Annotated in this window: 20 protein-coding genes; 9 read left to right on the top strand and 11 right to left on the bottom strand. The window is 63.5% G+C overall.

The window, feature by feature from the left end; genetic code table 11:
• Positions 1-89 precede the first annotated feature (89 nt).
• Genes GPK94_RS04915 through GPK94_RS04935 form a run of 5 tightly spaced genes read left to right on the top strand, consistent with a single transcriptional unit; the run spans position 90 to position 3,009 of the window.
• Positions 90-788 (top strand): histidine phosphatase family protein, encoded by a 699-nt coding sequence (locus GPK94_RS04915; protein ID WP_215654829.1) that lies wholly within the window; start codon positions 90-92, stop codon positions 786-788.
• A gap of 8 nt (positions 789-796) precedes the next feature.
• A complete protein-coding gene (locus GPK94_RS04920) occupies positions 797-1,330 on the top strand; it encodes a bifunctional adenosylcobinamide kinase/adenosylcobinamide-phosphate guanylyltransferase (protein WP_346727992.1) in 534 nt (177 codons plus the stop codon).
• Positions 1,312-2,070 carry an adenosylcobinamide-GDP ribazoletransferase gene (locus GPK94_RS04925; RefSeq protein ID WP_215654833.1) on the top strand — a complete coding sequence of 253 codons (759 nt, stop codon included), beginning with the start codon at positions 1,312-1,314 and terminating at the stop codon, positions 2,068-2,070. The genes GPK94_RS04920 and GPK94_RS04925 overlap by 19 nt, the downstream gene beginning before the upstream one ends.
• Entirely contained in the window at positions 2,067-2,429 is a 363-nt protein-coding gene (locus tag GPK94_RS04930; protein ID WP_101691219.1) for a bifunctional adenosylcobinamide kinase/adenosylcobinamide-phosphate guanylyltransferase, read from the top strand. Before GPK94_RS04925 ends, GPK94_RS04930 begins: the two co-directional genes overlap by 4 nt.
• Before the next feature lies 1 nt (position 2,430).
• Positions 2,431-3,009 carry a histidine phosphatase family protein gene (locus GPK94_RS04935; protein WP_215654835.1) on the top strand — a complete coding sequence of 193 codons (579 nt, stop codon included), beginning with the start codon at positions 2,431-2,433 and terminating at the stop codon, positions 3,007-3,009.
• Positions 3,010-3,093: 84 nt separating this feature from the next.
• On the opposite strand, the gene GPK94_RS16345 is transcribed toward GPK94_RS04935, so the two are convergent.
• The 9 genes from GPK94_RS16345 to GPK94_RS04980 form a co-directional block, all read right to left on the bottom strand.
• Complete coding sequence (locus GPK94_RS16345; RefSeq protein WP_215654837.1) at positions 3,094-5,547, bottom strand: transglutaminase-like domain-containing protein; 2,454 nt, start codon at positions 5,545-5,547, stop codon at positions 3,094-3,096.
• Position 5,548: 1 nt separating this feature from the next.
• Positions 5,549-6,910: a leucyl aminopeptidase family protein gene (locus GPK94_RS04945; RefSeq protein WP_101691216.1), complete on the bottom strand. Its 1,362-nt coding sequence runs from the start codon at positions 6,908-6,910 to the stop codon at positions 5,549-5,551.
• Positions 6,911-6,988: 78 nt separating this feature from the next.
• Complete coding sequence (locus GPK94_RS04950) at positions 6,989-7,960, bottom strand: ABC transporter ATP-binding protein (RefSeq protein WP_101691215.1); 972 nt, start codon at positions 7,958-7,960, stop codon at positions 6,989-6,991.
• Entirely contained in the window at positions 7,960-8,955 is a 996-nt protein-coding gene (locus tag GPK94_RS04955) for an ABC transporter ATP-binding protein (RefSeq protein WP_101691214.1), read from the bottom strand. The genes GPK94_RS04950 and GPK94_RS04955 overlap by 1 nt, the downstream gene beginning before the upstream one ends.
• 9 nt (positions 8,956-8,964) lie before the next feature.
• The gene (locus GPK94_RS04960) at positions 8,965-9,906 is read right to left on the bottom strand and encodes an ABC transporter permease (protein ID WP_101691213.1); all 942 of its coding nucleotides are present in this window, start codon (positions 9,904-9,906) and stop codon (positions 8,965-8,967) included.
• Between the two features lie 2 nt (positions 9,907-9,908).
• On the bottom strand, positions 9,909-10,847 hold the full coding sequence (locus tag GPK94_RS04965) for an ABC transporter permease (protein WP_215654839.1): 939 nt from the start codon (positions 10,845-10,847) through the stop codon (positions 9,909-9,911).
• A 195-nt stretch (positions 10,848-11,042) separates the two neighbouring features.
• A complete protein-coding gene (locus tag GPK94_RS04970; protein ID WP_215654841.1) occupies positions 11,043-12,722 on the bottom strand; it encodes a peptide ABC transporter substrate-binding protein in 1,680 nt (559 codons plus the stop codon).
• 47 nt (positions 12,723-12,769) lie between these two features.
• Positions 12,770-13,714 carry a Gfo/Idh/MocA family oxidoreductase gene (locus GPK94_RS04975; RefSeq protein WP_215654843.1) on the bottom strand — a complete coding sequence of 315 codons (945 nt, stop codon included), beginning with the start codon at positions 13,712-13,714 and terminating at the stop codon, positions 12,770-12,772.
• A gap of 20 nt (positions 13,715-13,734) precedes the next feature.
• Complete coding sequence (locus GPK94_RS04980; RefSeq protein WP_207724910.1) at positions 13,735-14,877, bottom strand: ROK family transcriptional regulator; 1,143 nt, start codon at positions 14,875-14,877, stop codon at positions 13,735-13,737.
• Positions 14,878-15,088: 211 nt separating this feature from the next.
• On the opposite strand from GPK94_RS04980, the gene GPK94_RS04985 reads away from it, so the two are divergent.
• Both GPK94_RS04985 and GPK94_RS04990 read left to right on the top strand, forming a co-directional pair.
• A complete protein-coding gene (locus GPK94_RS04985) occupies positions 15,089-15,841 on the top strand; it encodes a copper homeostasis protein CutC (RefSeq protein ID WP_101691208.1) in 753 nt (250 codons plus the stop codon).
• A 162-nt stretch (positions 15,842-16,003) separates the two neighbouring features.
• Positions 16,004-16,750 (top strand): polysaccharide deacetylase family protein, encoded by a 747-nt coding sequence (locus tag GPK94_RS04990; RefSeq protein ID WP_215654845.1) that lies wholly within the window; start codon positions 16,004-16,006, stop codon positions 16,748-16,750.
• 60 nt (positions 16,751-16,810) lie between these two features.
• On the opposite strand, the gene GPK94_RS04995 is transcribed toward GPK94_RS04990, so the two are convergent.
• Positions 16,811-18,469, bottom strand: a complete 1,659-nt coding sequence (locus GPK94_RS04995) for a ribonuclease J (protein WP_101691206.1) — start codon at positions 18,467-18,469, stop codon at positions 16,811-16,813.
• A 450-nt stretch (positions 18,470-18,919) separates the two neighbouring features.
• Between GPK94_RS04995 and GPK94_RS05000 the strand changes: the two genes are divergently transcribed.
• Both GPK94_RS05000 and GPK94_RS05005 read left to right on the top strand, forming a co-directional pair.
• Positions 18,920-19,138: a DUF1653 domain-containing protein gene (locus GPK94_RS05000; RefSeq protein ID WP_215654847.1), complete on the top strand. Its 219-nt coding sequence runs from the start codon at positions 18,920-18,922 to the stop codon at positions 19,136-19,138.
• A gap of 4 nt (positions 19,139-19,142) precedes the next feature.
• Complete coding sequence (locus GPK94_RS05005; protein WP_101691204.1) at positions 19,143-19,475, top strand: ArsC/Spx/MgsR family protein; 333 nt, start codon at positions 19,143-19,145, stop codon at positions 19,473-19,475.
• A 51-nt stretch (positions 19,476-19,526) separates the two neighbouring features.
• Here GPK94_RS05005 and GPK94_RS05010 read toward each other — a convergent pair whose 3' ends face one another.
• Positions 19,527-20,549: a WYL domain-containing protein gene (locus GPK94_RS05010; RefSeq protein WP_252192519.1), complete on the bottom strand. Its 1,023-nt coding sequence runs from the start codon at positions 20,547-20,549 to the stop codon at positions 19,527-19,529.
• Positions 20,550-20,747 lie beyond the last annotated feature (198 nt).

The following is a 20,747-nucleotide window of genomic DNA, read 5'->3' on the forward strand; positions in this document are numbered from 1 at the left end:
TTGGACCGGTATCCATTTTTTCTCCCAGGCCTCCCCCCAGTATGCTATAATAGGGTCTGTTGAACATTCACGGACAGAAGGTGACAAATTTGACGCAAGAAACCATGCTCTACGTGGTGCGCCACGGACAGACCATGTTCAATCTCCTGGACCGGGCCCAGGGATGGGCCGACTCCCCCCTCACCCCCGCTGGGGAGGAGGCCGCCGCCCAGCTGGGCCTTGGGCTCTCCCGCTCCGGCGTGGTCTTTTCCGCGGCCTGGTCCAGCGACAGCGGACGGGCCCGGGACACCGGACGCATCCTCCTGGACCATATGGGCCAGCAGGCCCTTCCCCTGCACACCGACCGCCGCCTGCGGGAGTGGTGCCTGGGCGATATGGAGGGCCTGCCCAACCGGCAGTTTCTCTCCTCCCTCCTGGGGCGGGACGGCCGCCCCATCTCCATTCGGGAGCTCAATGCCCGGCTCCCCGAGGCGGTGGAGAGCATCCACACCCACCTGGACTCCACCGGTATGAGCGAGTCCTATGATACCCTGCGCGCCCGCCTGCTGGAGGGCCTTTCCTCCATCGCCCGGGAGACCGCCGGGCAGGGAGGCGGGAATGTGCTGGTGGTCTCCCACGCCCTGTCCATCAAGCTCCTCATCCACCTGCTCTGCCCCGATCGTATGGAGGAGGCCGCCATGCTTCACAACGCAAGCGTGTGCCGCTTCCGCTTTGCGGATGACGGCTTTCAGGCCCTGGAGCTCAACGACACCCACTATCTGGACGGCTCTGCCGTCCCCGCCCGGTGAGCGCCGTGGTGGCCCTCATAACCGGCGGGAGCGGGAGCGGAAAATCCGCCTGGGCGGAGGGGCTCTCCTGCGCCCTGTGTCCGGGTCCCAAGCGCTACCTCGCCACCATGCGCCCCTTCGGGGAGGAGGCCCAGCGCCGCATCGCCCGGCACCGCGCCATGCGCGCCCACAAGGGCTTTGACACGCTGGAGTGCCCCGACGGGCTGGACGGCCTGCCCATCTCCCCCTCGGACACGGTCCTGCTGGAGGACCTGTCCAATCTGGTGGCCAACCGGCTCTTCTCCCCCCAGTGTCCGGAGCACTGCGGGGAGGTGCTGTGGGCGGAGCTCTCCGCCCTGGCCGACCGCTGTACCCATCTGGTGGTGGTCAGCAATGAAATCACCTCCGACGGCATCGAATACGATCCCTCCACCCAGGCCTTTCTCGCCCTTCTGGGCGAGCTGGACCGGAAGCTGGCCCGGCGGGCCGACCTGGTGGTAGAGGTGGTCTGCGGACTGCCGCTGGTCCTGAAAGGAGAGATCCCATGTTCCACTCCCTCGTGATCGCCTTCTCCACCTACTCCCGCCTCTCCATGCCCCAGGTGGAGTGGAGCGAGAAGAATATGAAATACGCCATCTGCTTCTTCCCCCTCATTGGGGCGGTCATCGGCGGGCTCTTCCTGCTCTGGGTCTGGCTGTGCGCCCAGCTGGGGCTCAATTCCTTCCTGCGGGCGGCCGGCTGCGTGGTCCTCCCCCTGCTGGTCTCGGGGGGCATCCACATGGACGGCTTCTGCGACACGGTGGACGCCCTCTCCTCCCACCAGACCCGGGAGCGCAAGCTGGAGATCCTCAAGGACTCCCACACCGGGGCCTTTGCCGTCATCTTCTGCGGCGTGTGGCTGGTGCTGGATCTGGGCGCCCTGACCCAGCCGGAGGCGCTGCGGAGCTTTGGCGTACTGGCCCTGGGCTTTGTGCTCTCCCGGGCCATGAGCGGCCTGGCCCTAGCCAATCTGAAGGGGGCACGGCCCTCCGGGATGCTCCAGGCCTTTGCCGACGCCTCCCACAAGAGCGCGGTGACCGCGGTCATGCTGGTCTTTCTCATCCTCTCCGTAGCTGGGATGGTCTGGCTCTCCCCGGTGTCCGGGGGCATCGCGGCCCTGGCGGCGGCCCTATGCCTGCTCCACTACCGCCGCATGTCCTACCGCCAATTCGGCGGCATTACGGGAGACCTGGCCGGGTATTTCGTGCAGCTGGCCGAGCTGTCCATGGCCCTGGCCGTCGCCCTCACCTGGAGGTTTGTATGAAGCTGTATGTCGGCGGCGCCCATCAGGGCAAGGCCGCCTATGTGAAGGAACAGACCGGCCTCTCTCCCCGGCTCTGCACCCCGGAAGAGGCCCTCTCCGCCCCGGCGGTGGACCAGTTCCACCGCATCTGCCGCACCCTGCTGGAGCGGGAGGAGGATCTGGGACCATATGTGGACCGTCTGCTGGCCGAGAATCCGGACGCCGTCATCCTGTGCGATGAGATCGGCCTGGGCGTGGTCCCGCTGGACCCCTTTGAGCGCCGCTGGCGGGAGGAGACCGGCCGGGCCCTGTGCCGCCTGGCGGCCAGCGCCGAGCGGGTGGAGCGGGTGGTCTGCGGACTGGGATGGAGGCTGAAGTGATATGACGGAATTTCTCTTCCTGCGCCACGGCCGGACGGCCGGCAATCTGAGAAGCAATTATGTAGGCGGCCGGACCGACGAGCCCCTCTGTCCCGCCGGGATCGAGGCCCTGCGCGCTGCCCGGGACGCCTGTCCGGAGCGCTTTGCTGCCCAGCGTCTCTTCGTCAGCCCCATGCTCCGCTGCCGGGAGACCGCCGCTCTCTGCTTCCCCCACCTCACCCCCACCCCCGTGGAGGAATTCCGGGAGTGCGACTTCGGCGTCTTTGAGGGGAAGAACTTTCAGGACCTGGAGAACGATCCCCGCTACCGTGCCTGGGTGGAGGGGAACTGCGCCGGTCCCATCCCGGAGGGGGAACACCCGGACGCCTTTATGGCCCGGTGCCGCTCCGCCTTCGCCCCCCTGCTGGAACATCCCGCCCCGGGACGCACCGCTCTGGTGGTCCACGGCGGCACCATCATGGCCATCCTCTCCGCCTTCGCCCGACCGGAGCGGCCCTATTTCGACTACCATGTCTCCAACGGCGGAGGCTACCTCTGTACCGAGGAAAACGGCCTTCTCCGCATCGTCGAGCAGTTCTGAATTTCCACAGAGAAAAAGCGCCCCCGGCGCAGCACATGCTGCGCCAGGGGGCGCTCTGTTTTTGCTTCTATGGAAACGCCGGGATCAGGCATTCTCCTCGCAGAGATGGGCGGCGATGCGGGTCAGGAGTTCCACCGAGCCCACATGGTACCCGCTCACGCCGTAGACCGCCTGGCCCTTTCCGTTGCAGGCCACCGCCAGGGGCGGACGGTCCGGATCGCAGGTCAGGTGCCGGGCCACGGTCTCCAGATCGAAGGCCCAGTCATCTTCCAGCACCCGCAGGCCCGGCCACTTGGCCAGCACCCCGGCCAGGGTGCGCTGCTTCAGGCTCTCCTCGCCCCGCAGAAGGAACACAACATTCACCGGCAGGGCCTCCAGGGCCTCCTGTCCGGCGGAGAGCTCGTTGAGCACGTGCTCGGTGGGCTCGTTGCCCTCCTCCAGCCAGAAGAGGAGAGTGGGCCGTCCGTCCGCCGGGATGACCTCGGTGGTCACGGACTCCTCGGTGCACAGGGTGCGCCCGGTCATGAGGGGCAGGTCCTGGCAGCCCAGCAGATCCTCCAGCGCGAAGGGCCGCAGGCGCAGGTCGGAGCAGGTCTCCTCCCCCGCCCGGACCACCAGCTCTCGCCGGGCGGCAAACTGGTTGCCGTTGGGGAGGCGCACCGAGGTCATGAGACGGTACTGTCCCGCGGGGAGCTTCAGGGCATATTCCCCGTCGCTCCACCCCTCGTCGGAGAGGGTGAGGAGCTTCCACCCGCCCGACACCCGGCGGGAGAGGCTCCAGTTCTGACGGTAGAGGGGAGCAGGACCCTCGCTCTGGGTCAGCCGCAGGGTGCCCAGGGCCTCCGCACGGACGGTGTGGAAGGCCCCGTCCTGCCAGAATTCCGGCATGCCGTCCAGGGCACGCAGACGGGCGGGGACGCCCAGGGCGCGCAGGATGGCCACATAGAGGATGCGAAGGCTCCGCCCGTCGCAGCGCATGGCCTGCCACGCCTCCATGGGCGTCCAGACCAGGCCGGTGATCTCTCCGGCGTAGACCTTCTCCACTGCCGGGTCCATCCGCTCCTCCAGCGCCGTCCAGAGGACGGCCGGGCAGGCACGGAAGGCCGCCTTCTCCCCCTCGCTCAGGGCCTGGAGCAGCGCGCCCCGCCATGGGGTGAGGCACTCGATCTGGATGCGGGGCGAGAGCACATAGGGCCCGTAGAGCTCCCCGGGCATCTCTCCCTGGGGCGGAGCGTTGCGGAGGTGGTCCTCCAGGATCTCATCGGTGACATCCCGCAGGTCCTTGGCGGTGATGCTGCGGAGCATGGTCTCCCGGCGGGGATCGCTGTCCCGCTCCAGGAAGGCCAGCAGTACCGGGGCGTTCCCCCGGGCGGCCTTGAGCAGGTCCTCCCACTCGGGTTTTCCCTGGCCGGGATGGTAGTGGGAGGCGATGCGCGCCTCCCGCAGCTCCGCGCCCCGGACCAGCTCGGCGGCCCGCGCGGCCTTCTGCTCGGCGGTCAGGAGGGCGGGATGGATGGGCTCGTCCTTGGGGGCGTGGACATCAAACTCGGCCCAGTCGGTCTCCTCCATGGCGGGGTGGACCAGCTCCAGGACCACGGCGCCGTCCACGCAGTCCCCCTCGGCACGCAGGCCGTCCAGGGTGCACAGCACATGGAGATCGCCAAGGCCCAGCTGGGCCCGGGCCTCTCCCCGCTCGTCCGCGGTCAGGGTGGCGATGGTGTGGAAGCTGGCCTCGTTGAGGACCTGGAGCTGGAACCGGGCCCCGGCGGCGGGCAGCCCGTCCCGCTCCGCCCGGAAGGTATAGGTCCGGGTGCGGGCATAGCGCTCGGTCTGGTTGTACCAGGTCACCGCCCCGTCGGTGCCTAGGGGCGCGCCGTGGAGGTGGGAGCTCCCCGCGCCGAAGAGCCGGGAGTGGACCAGAATGGCCCGGGAGGCGGCGGTATTAAACCAGCCCCGGTCCAGAATGGGCTCGGGCTCGCAGGCGCCCAGGAAGCGCCACTCGCCGTCACACAGGGCTTCCACCCAGGCGTGGTTGTCGTCACAGTGGGCCCAGCGGGGGGAGTACACCTGCCGGGCGGGGATGCCCACGCTGCGCAGGGCGGAGACCAGGAAGGCAGACTCCTCTCCACAGCGGCCGCTCCCGCTGCGGAACACGGTGAGGGGGGAGGCGGTGCGGTCATCCTGGAACTGGTAGGAGGCGTTCTCATGGCACCAGCGGTTGACCTCCAGCACCTTCTCCGCCACGGTGGGCAGGGGCTCGATCCGGGCGCGGAGGGCGTCGTGGAAGAGGGCGCGGTGGAAGGACAGGTCCTCGTCGTTCACCCGGGGGAAGAGGACATAGTGGTAGAAGATCTCCTCCTCCAGCGCCCCGCACCAGGCGGTATGGGCGCGCAGGTGGAGGGCGTGGTCCACAAATTGCAGGAAGAGGTCAAAGGGATACTGGTCCAGATCGCTCTCGGGCAGGTGGGTCATCAAAAACTCCATGGCCCGGCGCTGCTCAGGAGTCAGGGCGCACAGCCGTTCATTCCATCGCTCCATCTCAGTCCTCCCGGGCATAGCCCTTGCACAGCTCATACAGGGTGGTCACGCCCGCGCCGGTGGCGCCGTTGGTCTGATAGGCCCAGCGGGGGGAATCCACCCAGGCGGTACCCGCGATGTCAATGTGGATCCAGGGGCGCTCCTCCACAAAGGCGCCGATGAAGAGACCGGCGGTGATGGTGCCGCAGCCGTCGGTGGAGACGTTGGACACATCGGCCACGGGGCTCTCGATCATCTTCCGGTACTCGGGGAAGGCGGGCAGGCGCCAGTACTGCTCGCCGCTGCGGGCATAGGCGCTCTGGAAGGCGGCGCAGAAGTCCTCGTCGTTGGAGAGGAAGCCGGCGGTGGTGAAGCCGAACATGCCCACCACGGCCCCGGTGAGGGTGGCGATGTCCACCACCTTGGCGGCCCCCTCCTTCTCCACGGCGTAGGTCACGGCGTCGGCCAGGATGAGGCGGCCCTCGGCGTCGGTGTTGCCCACCTCAATGGTCTTGCCCGACATGGAGCCGATCACATCGCCGGGGATAAAGCTCTCGGGGGAGATCCGGTTCTCCACCGAGGGGATGACCACGGTGACGTTGACGGGCACCTGATTCGCCGCCAGCGCCAGCAGCGCGCCGCACACGGCCGCGCCGCCCGCCATGTCGCCCTTGATGCCCTTCATGGAGCTGGAGGCCTTGAGGCAGTATCCGCCGGTGTCGCAGGTCACGCCCTTGCCCACCAGGGCGATGGGGGCCTCCCCCTCCTTGCCGCCCTTGTAGCGCAGGACGATGAGCCGGGGAGCGTGGGCGGCGCTGGTCCCCACGGTGAGGAAAGCCTCCATGCCCAGAGCACGGGCCTGGGCCTCATCCAGCACCTCGGTCTCGATGCCCAGGGCCTGGGCCTCCTTCACCATCCGGCGGGCCATATCGTCGGGGGTGAGCTTGTTGGCCGGGCAGTTGACCAGATCCCGGGCAAAGCAGATGGCCCGGGTGAGGATGTCGGTCTCCCGGAGGGCCGCTTCACATCCGTCGGGGGCGTCCAGATAGAGGGCTACGGCGGGGCCCTCTTCCTTCCAGGACTCGGTGCGGTAGAGGGCCAGCTCAGCACCCTGAACCATGGCGGCCACACCCGCCGCGCCCAGCACGGCGTGGACTCCGGCCCCGTCCAGCACGATGCCGGAGCCGCCCAGATCCCGGATGGCCTTGACCCCCTTGGCGGCGGCCACGCGGATCTGCTCGGCGGTCACCTTGCCGCTCTCGCCCAGCTCCGCGGTGAGCACGCAGCAGCCCTCGCCGGGCTGGACCTGCTGGCCCGCCTTTCCGCCGCAGGCCTGAAGGCGCAGCTTCCACGGTATGTTCTGTCCCTGATAGCGTTCGATCATGTTCAATTCCTCCTGATCTTAACACGGAAAACAAAACCGCCCCGCCCGCCGCAGGCGGACAGGGCGGTGCTGATTCTATTACTTCTGCACCTCGTGGCAGGCCACAAAGTGACCGGGGGCCACTTCCTGGAAAGCCGGGCTCTCCTGACGGCACCGGTCGGTGGCGTAGGGGCAACGGCCGGCAAAGCGGCAGCCGGGGCCCAGGTTCACGGGGCTGGGGATGCTGCCGTGGAGCATGATGCGCTTGCGGCTGGTCTCCAGCTTGGGGTCGGCCAGAGGGATGGCCGAGAACATGGCCTGGGTATAGGGGTGGAGGGGATGCTCAAAGATCTCGTCGCTGGTGGTCAGCTCCACCATGCTGCCCAGATACATGACGCCCACACGATCGGAGATGTGCTTGATCATGGAGAGGTCATGGGCGATGAAGAGATAGGTGAGTCCCCGCTCCTTCTGGAGGTCCTGGAACAGGTTGATGACCTGGGCCTGGATGGACACGTCCAGAGCGGAGATGGGCTCGTCGGCGATGATGAAGTCGGGATTCACAGCCAGGGCGCGGGCGATGCCCACACGCTGACGCTGGCCGCCGGAGAACTCGTGGGGGAAGCGGTTGGCGTGCTCCCGCTGAAGGCCGACGGTCTCCAACAGGCGGATGACCATCTCCTCCCGCTCCTTGCGGTCCTTGGCCAGGCCGTGGTTGTCGATGCCCTCGGCCACGATGTCCATGACCTTCATGCGCTGATTCAGAGAGGCATAGGGGTCCTGGAAGACCATCTGCACCCGGCGGGTGAACTCCTTGTGCTCGGCAGCGCTCTGCTTGCCCACCACTTCCTTGCCGTCAAAGATGACTTTGCCGTCGGTGGGCTTGTAGAGCTGGATGACGGTGCGGCCCAGGGTGGACTTGCCGCAGCCCGACTCACCCACGAGGCCCAGGGTCTCGCCCTTGTAGATGTCAAAGGTCACGTCGTCCACGGCCTTGAGGGTCTGCTTCTTCCCCACGGGGAAGTACTTCTTCAGGTGCTGGACGGAAACCAATACGTTCTTGTCATTCATCACTGATTCTCCCCCTCCGGTTGACATCTGGCGTCGTGGAGCCAGCAGGCGGAGGTGTGGCCCGCTTCAAACTCCGTAAAGACGGGACGGTACTCCTGGCACACCTTCATGGTATGGGCGCACCGGGCCGCAAAGGGGCAGCCCTTGGGCGGATTCATCAGATCCGGGGGCGTGCCCAGGATGGTGTGGAGCTTGTCCGTCTTTTCATGGAGCTTGGGCACCGCGGCCAGCAGGCCCTTGGTGTAGGGATGCTGGGGACGGTAGAAGATGTCCTCCACGCTGCCCGTCTCCACCACGGTGCCGCCGTACATGACGCACACCCGCTGGGCGATGTTGGCCACCACACCCAGGTTGTGGGTGATGATGATGATGGAGGTGTCGATCTTGCTCTGAAGCTCCTTCATCAGGTCCAGGATCTGGGCCTGGATGGTCACGTCCAGGGCGGTGGTGGGCTCGTCGGCGATGAGGACCTTGGGGTCACAGGCCAGGGCGATGGCGATGACGATGCGCTGGCGCATGCCGCCGGAGAGCTCATGGGGATACTGCTTGTAGCGCATCTCCGGGTTAGAGATGCCCACCAGCTCGATGAGCTCCAGAGCCCGGGCCTTCATCTGCTCCTTGCTCATGTCCTTGCGGTGAGCCTTGAGCATCTCCACGATCTGCTTGCCCACGGTCATGGTGGGGTTCAGGCTGGTCATGGGGTCCTGGAAGATCATGGCGATGTCGCTGCCCCGGATCTTGAGCATCTCCCGCTCGGTGAGCTGGGTGAGCTCCCGGCCCTCCAGCTTCACGCTGCCGCCGGAGATCCGGCCGTTGGAGGGGAGCAGGCGCATGGTGGCCTTCACGCTGATGGACTTGCCGCAGCCCGACTCGCCCACGATGGCCAGGGTCTCGCCCTTCTTCAGATAAAAGTCCACACCGCGCACGGCCTTGACCAGTCCGTGGTGGGTCTTGATCTCCACATGGAGATCTTCTACTCTCAAAATATCATCCATGTGTCTCACCTACTTACTCATTCTGGGATCCAGGGCGTCGCGCAGGCCGTCGCCCAGGATGCTGAAACAGACCATGATCAGAATGATCACGATGGCGGGGCAGATCAGCAGATAGGGATAGCTCTGAAGCACGGAATAACCGTTGTTGATCAGAACGCCCAGGGAGGCCTGAGGCTCGGACAGGCCGATGCCGATGAAGCTGAGGAAGGCCTCGGTGAAGATGGCGCTGGGGATGGTAAACATGGCGTTGATCACGATGATGCCCACGGTGTTGGGGATCAGGTGGCGCAGGATGATGTTCTTCTGGGAGGTACCCAGCACCTCGGCCGCCATGACGAACTCCTGGTTCTTGAGCTGGAGGATGCGGGCGCGCACCAGACGGGCCATGTTGACCCAGCCGGTGATGGCCAGAGCCACGATGATGGTGCCCACGCCGGCGGGCAGCACCATCATCAGCAGGATCACGATGATGAGGTGGGGGATGCCGACCAGGATCTCAATGATACGCTGCATGATGGCGTCCACCTTGCCGCCCAGCAGGGCGGAGACCGCACCGTAGGTCACGCCCACGAAGAGGTCCAGGCAGGCGGCCACAAAACCGATGAGCAGGGAGATGCGGGTGCCGTACCAGATACGGGTGAACTGGTCGCGGCCGTACATGTCCGTGCCGAAGAGATGGGCCAGGCTGGGGCCCTGGTAGGTGGCGCTGTAATCGGTCTGTGCAAAGTTATAGGGGCTGAACACAGGGCCCAGGATGGCCAGAGCCACGATGGCGATGATGACAAAGAGACTCACCACGGCGGCCTTGTTCTGCTTCAGACGGATCCAGCCGTCCTGCCAGGCGGTGAGGCTGGGGCGGCCGATCCGCTCGCGCTCGCCCTGATCCACCTGCACCTTGGTAAAGAGCTCCCGGGGGATGTTCTGATAGTCCATGTTCTTTTCCTGGTTCATGCTCATCCCTCCTTACTGCCCTGGATGCGGATCCGGGGATCGATCACGGAATAGAGGATATCCACGACCATGATGACAAAGATGTAGAAGGCGCTGTAAAACACCGTAATGCCCATGATGGTGGAGTAGTCGTTGTTCTTGCTGCAGTCCACGAACAGAGAGCCGATGCCGGGGACCGAGTAGATGCTCTCCACGGCCAGGGAGCCGGTGAGCAGGTTGACCACCACGGGGCCCAGGATGGTGACCACCGGGATGATGGAGTTGCGCACGGCATGGACCATGAGGACCTTGAACTGGCTCAGGCCCTTGGCCCGGGCAGTGGTGATGTAGTCCTGCTCCAGCACGTCCAGCATCTCGGTGCGGATGAACCGGGCAAACATGGCCGTGGCGCTGAAGGAGAGGGCGATGGAAGGCAGCACCGAACAGGCCCAGTTGGTCCAGAAGGCCACCGGCAGGATTCCCCACTGAAGGCCCACATAGTACTGCAGCAGGGCGGCCACAACGAAGTTGGGCACACTCACGCCCAGCACGGCGATGACCATGGTGAAGTAGTCGATGCCGCTGTTATGCTTCCAGGCGGCGATAATACCCAGGGTGAGTCCCACCGCCAGGCCCAGCAGCACCGCCTGGATGCCGATGAGCACCGAGGGGCCCAGACGGCTGAAGATGACGTCGGCCACCGGACGGCCGGTGTACAGGAAAGACGTGCCCAGGTCGCCCCGGATGAGGTTGCCCAGGTACTTGATGTACTGCACCGGCACCGGATCATTCAGTCCGTATTTTTCCAGCATGATCTCCTGCTGCTCAGGCGCCAGCATGGAGAAGCGCTCGGTATCAAACGGCGTACCGGGGAGCTGCTTCATCAGGAAAAAGGTAACTGTAACGATAATAAGGAGCGTAAGCACAAGATACACCAGGCGCTTGCCAATGTATTTTAACATTCTGCTTCCCCCGTTCCTTTCTGGAGTTTAAAGAATTGAGGCCCGCGCTGCGGACCGGGTATGGATCTGGAACCGTGGCAGAAGGTCGAACCCCTGCTCGGCCTCCCGCCACGGCTCAGATACGAGTCTGTGCCGTGGGTCTCCCCGGAGCCGGGATGATTCCCGGCCCCGGAGAGTGGAAGCGGATGAGGCAGATTAGCCCTCCGCGCTGTCAGCAAAGTGCGCGAACTTGAACTCGACGGGGCTGCCCAGGGGGTGCATGACCAGGTCCTGGACCTCCGCGCTCTGCAGGTAGGCAAAGCCCTTGTAGTACAGGGGGGACACCACGGCGTCCTCCTCCACCAGCAGCTTCTCGGCGTCCAGCATGCTCTGCAGGCGGGTCTCGGCGTTGGCGTCAGCCTTGGCGGAGAGGATCAGCTCGCTGTAAGCGGGGTTGGCATAGTTGCCGCGGTAGGGAGTGCTCTTGCCGGTCTTGGCGTCGGCGATCCACAGATCCAGGAAGGTCATGGCGTCGTCGTAGTCAGCGCCCCAGGCGGTGATGGCGAACTGATAGTTGTTGTTGTCCATCAGCTCGTTGCGGGCCTTGCTGGTCTTGGAGTCGATGGCGACCTCAATGCCCAGGTTGTCGCGGAACTGGCTCTGAACGAAGGTAGCGATGTTCTTGGTCACGGAGTCGTCGGCGATGAGCAGGGAGAGCTTGGGCTCGGAACCCAGCTCGGCCACGCCCTTCTCCCAGTACTCCTTGGCCAGGTCGGGATCGAAGGAAGAGATGTTGCCGTTGAGCTCACGGAAGGTGCCCTCATCGCTGCCGGACACGCCGAAGGAGACCAGGCCCTCAGAGGCAGCGGAGCCGTCGGCCAGGATGGTGTCAGCCAGGATGGAGCGGTCAATGGCGTAGCCCAGAGCCTTACGGATGTTGGCGTTGCTCAGAGCGGGGTCCTCCATGTTGTACTGGAGGTAGGTGACGCGGAACTCGGTCACGGTGTGGAACTCGGGATCGTCCTTGTACTTGGCCACGTCGGAGGAGGACAGGTTGACCTTGTCCAGAGTACCGGCCTGATAGGCGTTCAGGGCAGCGGAGGCGTCCTTGATGATCTTGACTTCCACGTTGGGGATGGCCACGTTCTCAGCGTCCCAGTACTTGTCGTTCTTCTTCAGCGTGGTGCCCACGGCGGGGTCATAGCTGGTGATGACATAGGGACCGCAGTAGATCATGTTCTCGGCCTTGATGCCGTAGTTGTCGCCCTGCTCGGTGACAAAGGCCTCGTTCAGGGGGAAGTACATGCTCAGGGTGGTCAGGTACAGGAAGTAGGGGGTGGGATTCTTCAGGTGGACTTCCAGGGTGCGGTCGTCCACCGCCTTGACGCCCACTTCCTCGGCGGAGACCTTGTTCTCGCCGTACTCAGCGCCGTTGACGATGTAGTCGGTCATGATGAAGTTGTAGCCGTTGGTGGCATCCGCGCTCATCTGCTTGAGCCAGGCAAACACAAAGTCGTTGGCGGTCAGGGGAGTGCCGTTGGACCACTCCAGGCCCTCGCGCAGGGTAAAGGTATAGGTGAGGCCGTCCTCGGAGACGGTGTAATCCTCACACAGGGCCTTCTCGGGCTCGTGGTTGGCGTCCAGACGGAACAGGCCCTCAAAGGTGTTGTTCAGGATGGTGAAGGACTGAGTATCCGAAGCGGCCCACTGGACCAGGGTACGGATCTCATTGCTGTCATAGTAGACCAGAGTATCGCGGGTGGTGGTGGCGGTTCCGGGGTCACCGCTGGTGGTGGGAGTACCGCTTCCGGTATCGCCGCCGGTGAACCCGCAGCCCGCCAGCGTCGACACCAGAAGTGCCGAAGCCAGGACGGTAGAAACGAGCTTTTTCTTCATGTTTCATTCTCCTCTTGTCTTGGATTTGTTAAAATGCATGTGCATACTTAACCTGAAATCAGTTGCTCCGCCTGCTGGCAGACAGCCAGCGCCGGCAAAACCGTGCGGATATCCAGCCTTCCCGGACTGCGTCCCCCGCGGAGCTCCTCCAGCAAGGTGTCGATCTGCCGCCCATAGGGGTCCCAGGTGGGGAAGCACTCCTCCTCCATTCCCTGGGGCGTATACCGCCGCCAGCGGTCGGAGGACAGGCGGCTGTCAAACCGGATGAGTTCATCGGTAAAGGCGGCCTCCACCCCCGCCTCCAGTCCGGAGGCAAAGCCGGATGGAAGACACCAGGAGGCGTAGAGCACCGCGCAGAAGGTGGGATAGCGGAGAAACAGGGTCACGCTCTCCCCTCCCGGTCCTTCGGAGGCCTCCACCCGCTCGGGCGGTCCAAACAGGGAGACCACATAGTCCACATCGTGGATGGCCAGATCAAAGAGGACCCCGCCCGAGCGCTTTGGATCGGCCAGCCAGCCCCCGTCACTCCAATCCGGCCGGGGCTGCCGCCGCCAGAGGGTCAGGGTGTGCAGCCGCTCCCGCCCCGCCGTGAGCCGGTGGGAGAGGGCCTCATAGACGTCCCACGAGCGCAGCACCTGGGCCACCGAGAGGGTGGTGCCGGTCTGTTCTGCCCGGTCCGCCATGGCGATGGCGTCCTCCAGAGAGAGGGCCGCCGGTTTTTCACACAGGATATGGGGCACGCGCCCCATGAGAGCCTCCGCGGCAGAGCGGTGCAGATCGCTGGGCAGACAGATCACCGCCAGATCCGGGCGGTGGGGGAGGGTTTCCAGCTCCTCCGGGCCCGCCAGGATGCGGGCGTCTGATGCCCCGGGCAGGGGTTCTCCCCCGCCCCGCCGGCTGATCACCGCCGTGATGGTCACATCCGTCCGCCGGGCCAGCCGCGCGCTGTGGAGGCGGGCCATATTTCCGGTGCCCCAGATCAGGACTTCCATCCCGTGCCCTCCTCCTTATCTTATTGGCACATCTCGTCCAGCACATGGCGCAGGGCCAGGGCCCCGCCGCCGATGAGATGGCCGCTGACGCCGAAGCTCTCAAACCGGAGCTGAAAGGTATTCTGCATGTATTCATTGAGCTTGCTGCGGTAATTCCGCTCCACCAGCGTGGAGAAGATCGGGTTCTGACGCAGCATGCTGCCGCACAGGAGCACCACTTCCGGCGCGTAGGTATTGGCCAGCAGATTGATGGCAATGGAGGTATACTCTACGACCTGGGTGATGAGGGCCACCGCAAAGGGATCTCCCCGCTGAAAATAATCAAAGAGGCCCTTCATGTCGATGTTGGGATAGACGGTGCGGGCCTCGGCCAGAATGGTCCGCTGGGACAGATGGGTCTGGAGACAGCCTACTTTGCCGCACTCACAGATCTTGCCCGCCGGATTGAGGATGATGTGGCCGATCTCCCCGGCCATATTCTCTCTTCCCCGATAGATCTCTCCGTTGAGGATCACCGCCGCGCCGATACCATCTCCGATGCTCAGCACCACCATGCTCCGGCTGCCGGCGCAGGCGCCGAAGTGGTGTTCCGCCAGAGCGATGGCCTTGGTGTCGTTCTCCAGGACAAATTCATATCCAGGCAGACGGCTGTGGAGATATTGGGTGACCGCCACATTCCGCCAGCGGAAGTTGGCCGAAAACTCCAGCTCTCCCCGGTCGATATCCACAATTCCGGGGACTACCACACCGATGGTGGAGCGCATCTCCCGGTTTCGGTGCTTCTCCAGGAAAGCCTCCAGGCGTGCCGCCATCCAGGGCAGGATCTCCTCCGGGGTGAATTCCCCCTCGGGCACCGGCTCCATCTCGTGGGCCCAAAGGCTTCCCCCGGGGTCCACCAGGCCCAGGTGCAGATATTCCCGCTCCAGGCAGACGCTGGTGCAGAAGAGCCGCTCCCGCTCCAGAGAGAGCACCCGGGGAGGACGTCCCACCTGGTTGCCGTTCTCCTTTTCCTGCTCCCGCAGCACGCCGCGGGCCATCAGCTCGTCCACGATGCGTCCCACCGTCACGATGCTCATACCAGTGGCTTCCGCCGCCTGTGCCCGGGACATCTCCCCTGCGTTGCGGATGGCTGCGAGCACCAGTTTGGTGTTATTTCGGTGCATCAGTGTGCGATCCACCTTTTTCCCCGCAACCATATTCCGCCTTCCCTTCCATTTATAACATGATTTAATTAACTCGCTGTACAATTTCTCTCTTTCTGTTCTGTATTATACTCAATATCTCCGCAAATTGCAAGCTCTTATTGACAGATAACACAAATTTCATTATAATTAATGCACCAGGCAAAATTAAATTATTAAGGTGATGTTAAAAATGAGTAGCGTGATTTTGGAGGTCTGCTGCGGCAGCGCAGACGATGTCATCCAGGCCCACAAGGCGGGCGCCCACCGGGTTGAGCTCAACAGCAATCTCTTCCACGGCGGCCTCACTCCCACCATTGGCGAGCTGGTCGTCGCCAAGCGGGAGACCGGCATGAAGATCATGACCATGGTCCGTCCCCGTGAGGGCGGCTTCTGCTACACCGATGCGGAGTTTGCCACCGCCATCGAGGACGCCAAGCAGCTCCTGGCCAACGGCACCGACGGTCTGGTCTTCGGTTTCCTCCATCAGGACGGTACGCTGGACAAGGAGCGCACCCGCATCCTGGCCGAGCTGGCTCAGGAGGCCGGTAAGGAGACCGTGTTCCACCGGGCCATCGACGTGGTCCCCGACTGGAAGGAAGTGCTGGATGTGCTCATCGAGCTGGGCATCACCCGCGTCCTCACCAGTGGGCAGGAGCCCGACGTGTCCCTGGGCACCGACACCGTGCGTGAGATGATCCAGTACGCCGCCGGCCGCATTCAGATCCTGCCCGGCGCCGGTATCACCGCCCGCAACATGGACCGCATCATCTCTGAGACCGGCTGTGACCAGATCCATCTGGCCGCCCACAAGACCCTCTCCGACACCTCCGTCAACAACAACCGCGCCATCTATTACGGCGGCGCCCTCTATCCCCCCGAGGATCGCTTCAACGTCATCGACAGCGATTACATCGGCGGCATGGTGGGCCGTCTGCCCGGCTGATCCTGCGTATCCCTTCCCCCGTCCATCTGGGCGGGGGAATTTTTTTGTTCTGTGCGGCATTCTCTCCGCAGTTTGATCCGATTTTCAAAAATAAGGAACGCATGGAAGATGGACGCGTTCGCCATACTACCCTTAGTGAATTTGGAAAGGCGGCGTGATGGTATGCGACGTTGGCTTCTGTTTGTCCTGCCGGTCCTGGCATGGAGTCTGTGCGCGGCAGCTCTTCTGACCGCGCCGTCCGCCGTTCCGGCGGATGTCCCTCTTCCGGTGGAGGAGACACCTGCTCCCTCCTCCACCCCATCGGGCGGACTCATTGCCCTCACCTTTGACGACGGTCCCCGTCGCTCCACCACCACCGCCCTGCTGGACGGCCTGGCCGCGCGCGGGGTGCAGGCGACCTTCTTTCTCATCGGAAAGCAGGTGGCCGAGTATAACCAGGATCTGCTCCAGCGGATGGACGCGGAGGGCCATCAGATCGGCATCCATACCTACGACCACGTGATGCTCTCCGGGCTCAATGCCGCTGATTTCTCCGCACAGGTGGACAAGACCCGGTCGCTCTTTCAATCGATTTTGGGCCACAACGGATTTCTGCTCCGTCCGCCCTACGGGAGCACCGATCCCGCAGTGCGCTCCATGGCGGGCTGTCCCATCATTCTGTGGTCCATCGATCCGGAAGACTGGGACGATCAGAACGCGGATCGGGTGGTGGAGCATGTGGTCTCCCGGGCCAAAGACGGGGACATCATCCTCCTCCACGACATCTTCCCCACTTCCGTGGAGGCCGCACTGCGTATCGTGGATCAGCTCCACGCCCGCGGCCTTTATTTTGTCACCGTGGAGGAACTCTTTGCGGCCCGGCATATCACGCTGGAGCCCGGCAAGGTCTACCGCTGCGCCTATCCATAAGAACGTACAAAAAATGCGGCACGCTCTCTGGGAGCGTGCCGCATTTCTGATTGGATGAAGTTATACCTCCATGATGACGGGCAGGATCATGGGATTGCGCTTGGTCTTTTTGTAGAGGAAATTGGAGAGATCGGTCTTGATCTCCGCCTTGATGGCGGACCAGTCAGTGCACCGCTCCCGCTCGCACTGCTCCAGCGCGCCCACCGCCACCCGGCGCAGCTCTTCCATCAGTCCCTCGGACTCCTTGACGTAGACAAAGCCGCGGGTGATGATGTCGGGTCCGGAGACCACCGAGCCGTCCTCGCTGGACATGGAGACCACCACCACGATCATGCCGTCCTCGGCCAGGTGCTTGCGGTCCCGCAGGACTACGCTGCCCACGTCGCCCACGCCATAGCCGTCCACAAAGACCTTGCCCGCAGGCACGGTCCCGTTGATCTTGGCGGAGTTGGGGGTGAGCTCGATGACCTTGCCGATGTCGCTGATGATGATGCGCCGGGGGTCCATACCCATGTCCTGGGCCAGCTTGGAGTGGGTCTTGAGCATCCGCTGCTCTCCATGGACGGGGATAAAGAACTTGGGCTTGACCAGGGCGTGGATGATCTTGAGCTCCTCCTGGCAGGCGTGGCCCGACACATGGAGGGGCCCGCTGCGCTCGTTGATGACCTCGGCGTCCTTGCGGTAGAGCTCGTTGATGACGCTGCCGATGGCGTTCTCATTGCCCGGGATGGCGGAGGCCGAGAGGATCACCCGGTCCCCGGCGCGGATCTCCACCTGCTTGTGGGTATTGAAGGCCATGCGGGTGAGGGCGGACATGGTCTCGCCCTGGCTTCCGGTGGTGATGATGCACACCTTATTATCAGGCAGGCTCTTGATGTGGTTGACGTCCACCAGGACGCCGTCCGGGATCTTCATATATCCCAGCTCCACCGACACCTTCATGGCGTTCTCCATGCTCCGTCCGGTCACGGCCACCTTGCGCCCATACTTGGCCGCCACCGAGATCACCTGCTGGAGCCGGTCCACATTGGAGGCAAAGGTGGTGACGATGATGCGGTTATCGCATCCCCGGAACAGCGCGTCAAAGGACTCGCCCACGCTCCGCTCGCTCTTGGTAAAGCCGGGGCGCTCCACATTGGTGGAGTCGGCCAGCAGGGCCAAAACGCCCTTCTTCCCCAGCTCGCCCAGGCGGGCCAGATCGGTCATACCGCCCTGGATGGGGGTGGTGTCGATCTTGAAGTCGCCCGTGTGGACCACCGTGCCCACCGGCGTCTTGATGGCAAAGGCCACCGCGTCGGCAATGGAGTGGTTCACATGGATGAACTCCACCGAGAACTTCCCGGCCTTGACCACCTCGCCCGCCTCGCAGGTGATGAGCTTGGTCTTGTCCACCAGGCGGTGCTCCTCCAGCTTGAGCCGCACCAGCCCCGCCGTCATGCGGGTGGCGTAGATGGGCGCGTTGATGCTGCGCAGGAGATAGGGGATGGAACCGATGTGGTCCTCGTGCCCGTGGGTGAGGAAAATACCCCGGATCTTGTCCTGGTTCTTGATGAGATAGGTGAAGTCCGGGATGACCACGTCAATGCCGTACATATCGTCATCCGGGAAACCCATGCCCACATCTACTACAATAATATCCCCGCCGTATTCATATACGGTCAGATTCTTGCCGATCTCATTGAGACCGCCCAGGGAAATAATTTTCAGTTTTTCTGCCATATTGAGATTCAAACACTCCTTTTCGAAATAACACATAATCGAATATCATCTCGTCCGCCGCAGCTCGAAGACACGCGCCGGACGCAAGGACACTTTATTTTGGGCGCACGAAACCAAGGGCGGCCCGCCCCACTCTTTCCGGCCCTGCCTCGCCGAAAAAAGGGGATCGTTTTCTCCGTCCCGGAATCGGATGTAAGCTGTGTCCTGCCTTATTTTCAGTGCGCTCGACGCACATAAAGCCATAAAAAAGGTACCCACATGGGATACGATGGTAGTTATAGTATACCATGCTTTCCCACAAAAGTATACTTCTATTTTCCGCACATCCCGTCGGCACGGTCCCCTTCCCCGTTTTCCGCGGTCTTTCTCCTTTGCAATCGGGGGAAAATATGGTACAATCGACTGCATGAAATAACCGCATGTCTGCGCGGAGAAAGAGGATGTGTTCCCATGCAGGAGATCAAGCCGGGCCGTTACCGCCACTTCAAGGGGATGGAGTATCAGGTGCTCTATACCGCCCGCCACTCGGAGACCATGGAGCCCATGGTGGTCTACCAGGCACTCTATGGGGAGCGCGGCATCTGGGTCCGCCCGGCTGCCATGTGGAGCGAGTGGGTGGAGCGGGACGGCTATGCCGGTCCGCGTTTTCGCCCCATTGAGGAGGAATAAACCGGTGAACATTCAGATTTTCGGCACCTCCAAGTGCTTTGACACCAAGAAGGCCCAGCGCTATTTTAAGGAGCGCCGGGTCAAATTCCAGTTCGTGGACCTGTCCAAATACGGCATCAGCAAGGGCGAGCTGACCAGCGTGAAAAACGCCGTGGGGCTGGAGGCCCTCATCAACGCCAAGCACCCGGACGCGGCCCTGCTCACCTATCTGGCCTACGACGCCGACAAGCTGGAGAAGCTGCTGGAGGATCCCCGGCTGCTGTGCACGCCCATTGTCCGCAACGGGAAGCAGGCCACGGTGGGCTACTGCCCGGACATTTGGAAAACCTGGGAATAACGATTTGGGCCCTGCGCCCCTCCTTCGGAGGGCTGCGCAGGGCCTATTTTTTTACCGGTAGCGCTCCCCCACCTGCTCCAGCTGGCGCCGGTAGGCCTCCACCGCCCAGTCCGGTCCGGTGAGCTCCACCCCCGTGCCCAGGCCGAAGATCCAGCCCAGGAACTGCGGGCTCACCACCACCGGCACGGTGACGGTAAAATGGTCCTCCCCGTCGGGGATCAGGATGCTCTCCGCCCCGAAGCGGTCCAGCACCACACCCACCAGGCTCTTCTCGCACCGCAGGCGGACCTGCCCCTCTCGGCCGCCGAACATACCGAAGTGCTTTTGTCCATAGGCGGCCGCGTCAAAGGCCCGGCCGGTCCCCTCCCCCTCTCTGAACTGGGAGAGAACAGTGAGGCCATCCATCTTGTCCACCCGGTAGTGGCGTATCTCCCCCTTGTCGTGGTCAAATCCGGCCAGGTAGTAGTTCTCGCTGTCCCAGATCAGCCCGTAGGGGGAGACCCGGTAGTGGGCGCCCGCCCGGCGGAAGACCTTCTCCTTGGCCACATTGTACTCAAAGTACCGGAAGGAGACCTGCCGCCCGGTGGAGAGGGCCGTGTGGAGCTGGTCGATGGTATAGTAGACACTCTCGTTCATGGTCTTGGCCCGGCCCGTCACATAGACCTGCCGCTGGAGCTGGCGGGCCTGGTAGACACTGGAGAGCCCCTCCAGCTTGCGGATGAGGGCCCGGCTCTTGTCCGGCGTGATGAACTTACAGGACTGCACTGCGTCCACCAGCAGCTTGAGCTCGGGCAGCTGGAAAAGCCGCTCTCCCACAAACCAGCCTCCGCCCCGTCCCCGGCGCTGGTGGATGTCCAGTCCAAAGCGGGACAGGGTCTCCATATCGTCATAGAGGCTCTTCCGCTCGGCGGTGATCCCCCGTTCCGCCAGCGCAGCGCGCAGCTCCTCGGTGGTCAGGGGATGCTCCTCATCGGAGCGCTCCAGCAGCAGGGCCTGGAGGGTGAGCAGCTTCAGCTTCTGGTTGAAATGTCTGGCCATGGCGGGCACCTCATCCTTCTTTTGGGATTCTTTCATTTTAAGTATACCTTCTTTTTCCGGTTTGGGAAAGGGCTCTCCGCGCCTTTACGCAGTGCCGCTTTCCCTCGATAAAGTGAGAAAATATACAGTTCTTTTCCCGCTTTCCCCCTTTTTCCCTCTCAGATGTCTCCATTTTCCGTTTTGAAATATTTTCATTCCGATATTGCAATCTGCCCAAATGTCTCTTCTGACCCG

It is taken from the genome of Pseudoflavonifractor sp. MCC625, assembly GCF_018784545.1.
GTDB lineage: Bacteria > Bacillota > Clostridia > Oscillospirales > Oscillospiraceae > Pseudoflavonifractor_A > Pseudoflavonifractor_A gallinarum.

Excerpts from the sequence above, each read along its gene's own strand:
- GPK94_RS04925 (WP_215654833.1), top strand. The coding sequence starts at position 1,312 with ATGTTCCACTCCCTCGTGATCGCCTTCTCCACCTACTCCCGCCTCTCC.
- GPK94_RS04930 (WP_101691219.1), top strand. The coding sequence starts at position 2,067 with ATGAAGCTGTATGTCGGCGGCGCCCATCAGGGCAAGGCCGCCTATGTG.
- GPK94_RS04935 (WP_215654835.1), top strand. The coding sequence starts at position 2,431 with ATGACGGAATTTCTCTTCCTGCGCCACGGCCGGACGGCCGGCAATCTG.
- GPK94_RS16345 (WP_215654837.1), bottom strand. The coding sequence starts at position 5,547 with ATGGAGCGATGGAATGAACGGCTGTGCGCCCTGACTCCTGAGCAGCGC.
- GPK94_RS04945 (WP_101691216.1), bottom strand. The coding sequence starts at position 6,910 with ATGATCGAACGCTATCAGGGACAGAACATACCGTGGAAGCTGCGCCTT.
- GPK94_RS04950 (WP_101691215.1), bottom strand. The coding sequence starts at position 7,960 with ATGAATGACAAGAACGTATTGGTTTCCGTCCAGCACCTGAAGAAGTAC.
- GPK94_RS04955 (WP_101691214.1), bottom strand. The coding sequence starts at position 8,955 with ATGGATGATATTTTGAGAGTAGAAGATCTCCATGTGGAGATCAAGACC.
- GPK94_RS04960 (WP_101691213.1), bottom strand. The coding sequence starts at position 9,906 with ATGAACCAGGAAAAGAACATGGACTATCAGAACATCCCCCGGGAGCTC.
- GPK94_RS04965 (WP_215654839.1), bottom strand. The coding sequence starts at position 10,847 with ATGTTAAAATACATTGGCAAGCGCCTGGTGTATCTTGTGCTTACGCTC.
- GPK94_RS04970 (WP_215654841.1), bottom strand. The coding sequence starts at position 12,722 with ATGAAGAAAAAGCTCGTTTCTACCGTCCTGGCTTCGGCACTTCTGGTG.
- GPK94_RS04975 (WP_215654843.1), bottom strand. The coding sequence starts at position 13,714 with ATGGAAGTCCTGATCTGGGGCACCGGAAATATGGCCCGCCTCCACAGC.
- GPK94_RS04980 (WP_207724910.1), bottom strand. The coding sequence starts at position 14,877 with ATGCACCGAAATAACACCAAACTGGTGCTCGCAGCCATCCGCAACGCA.
- GPK94_RS04985 (WP_101691208.1), top strand. The coding sequence starts at position 15,089 with ATGAGTAGCGTGATTTTGGAGGTCTGCTGCGGCAGCGCAGACGATGTC.
- GPK94_RS04990 (WP_215654845.1), top strand. The coding sequence starts at position 16,004 with ATGCGACGTTGGCTTCTGTTTGTCCTGCCGGTCCTGGCATGGAGTCTG.
- GPK94_RS04995 (WP_101691206.1), bottom strand. The coding sequence starts at position 18,469 with ATGGCAGAAAAACTGAAAATTATTTCCCTGGGCGGTCTCAATGAGATC.
- GPK94_RS05000 (WP_215654847.1), top strand. The coding sequence starts at position 18,920 with ATGCAGGAGATCAAGCCGGGCCGTTACCGCCACTTCAAGGGGATGGAG.
- GPK94_RS05010 (WP_252192519.1), bottom strand. The coding sequence starts at position 20,549 with ATGAAAGAATCCCAAAAGAAGGATGAGGTGCCCGCCATGGCCAGACAT.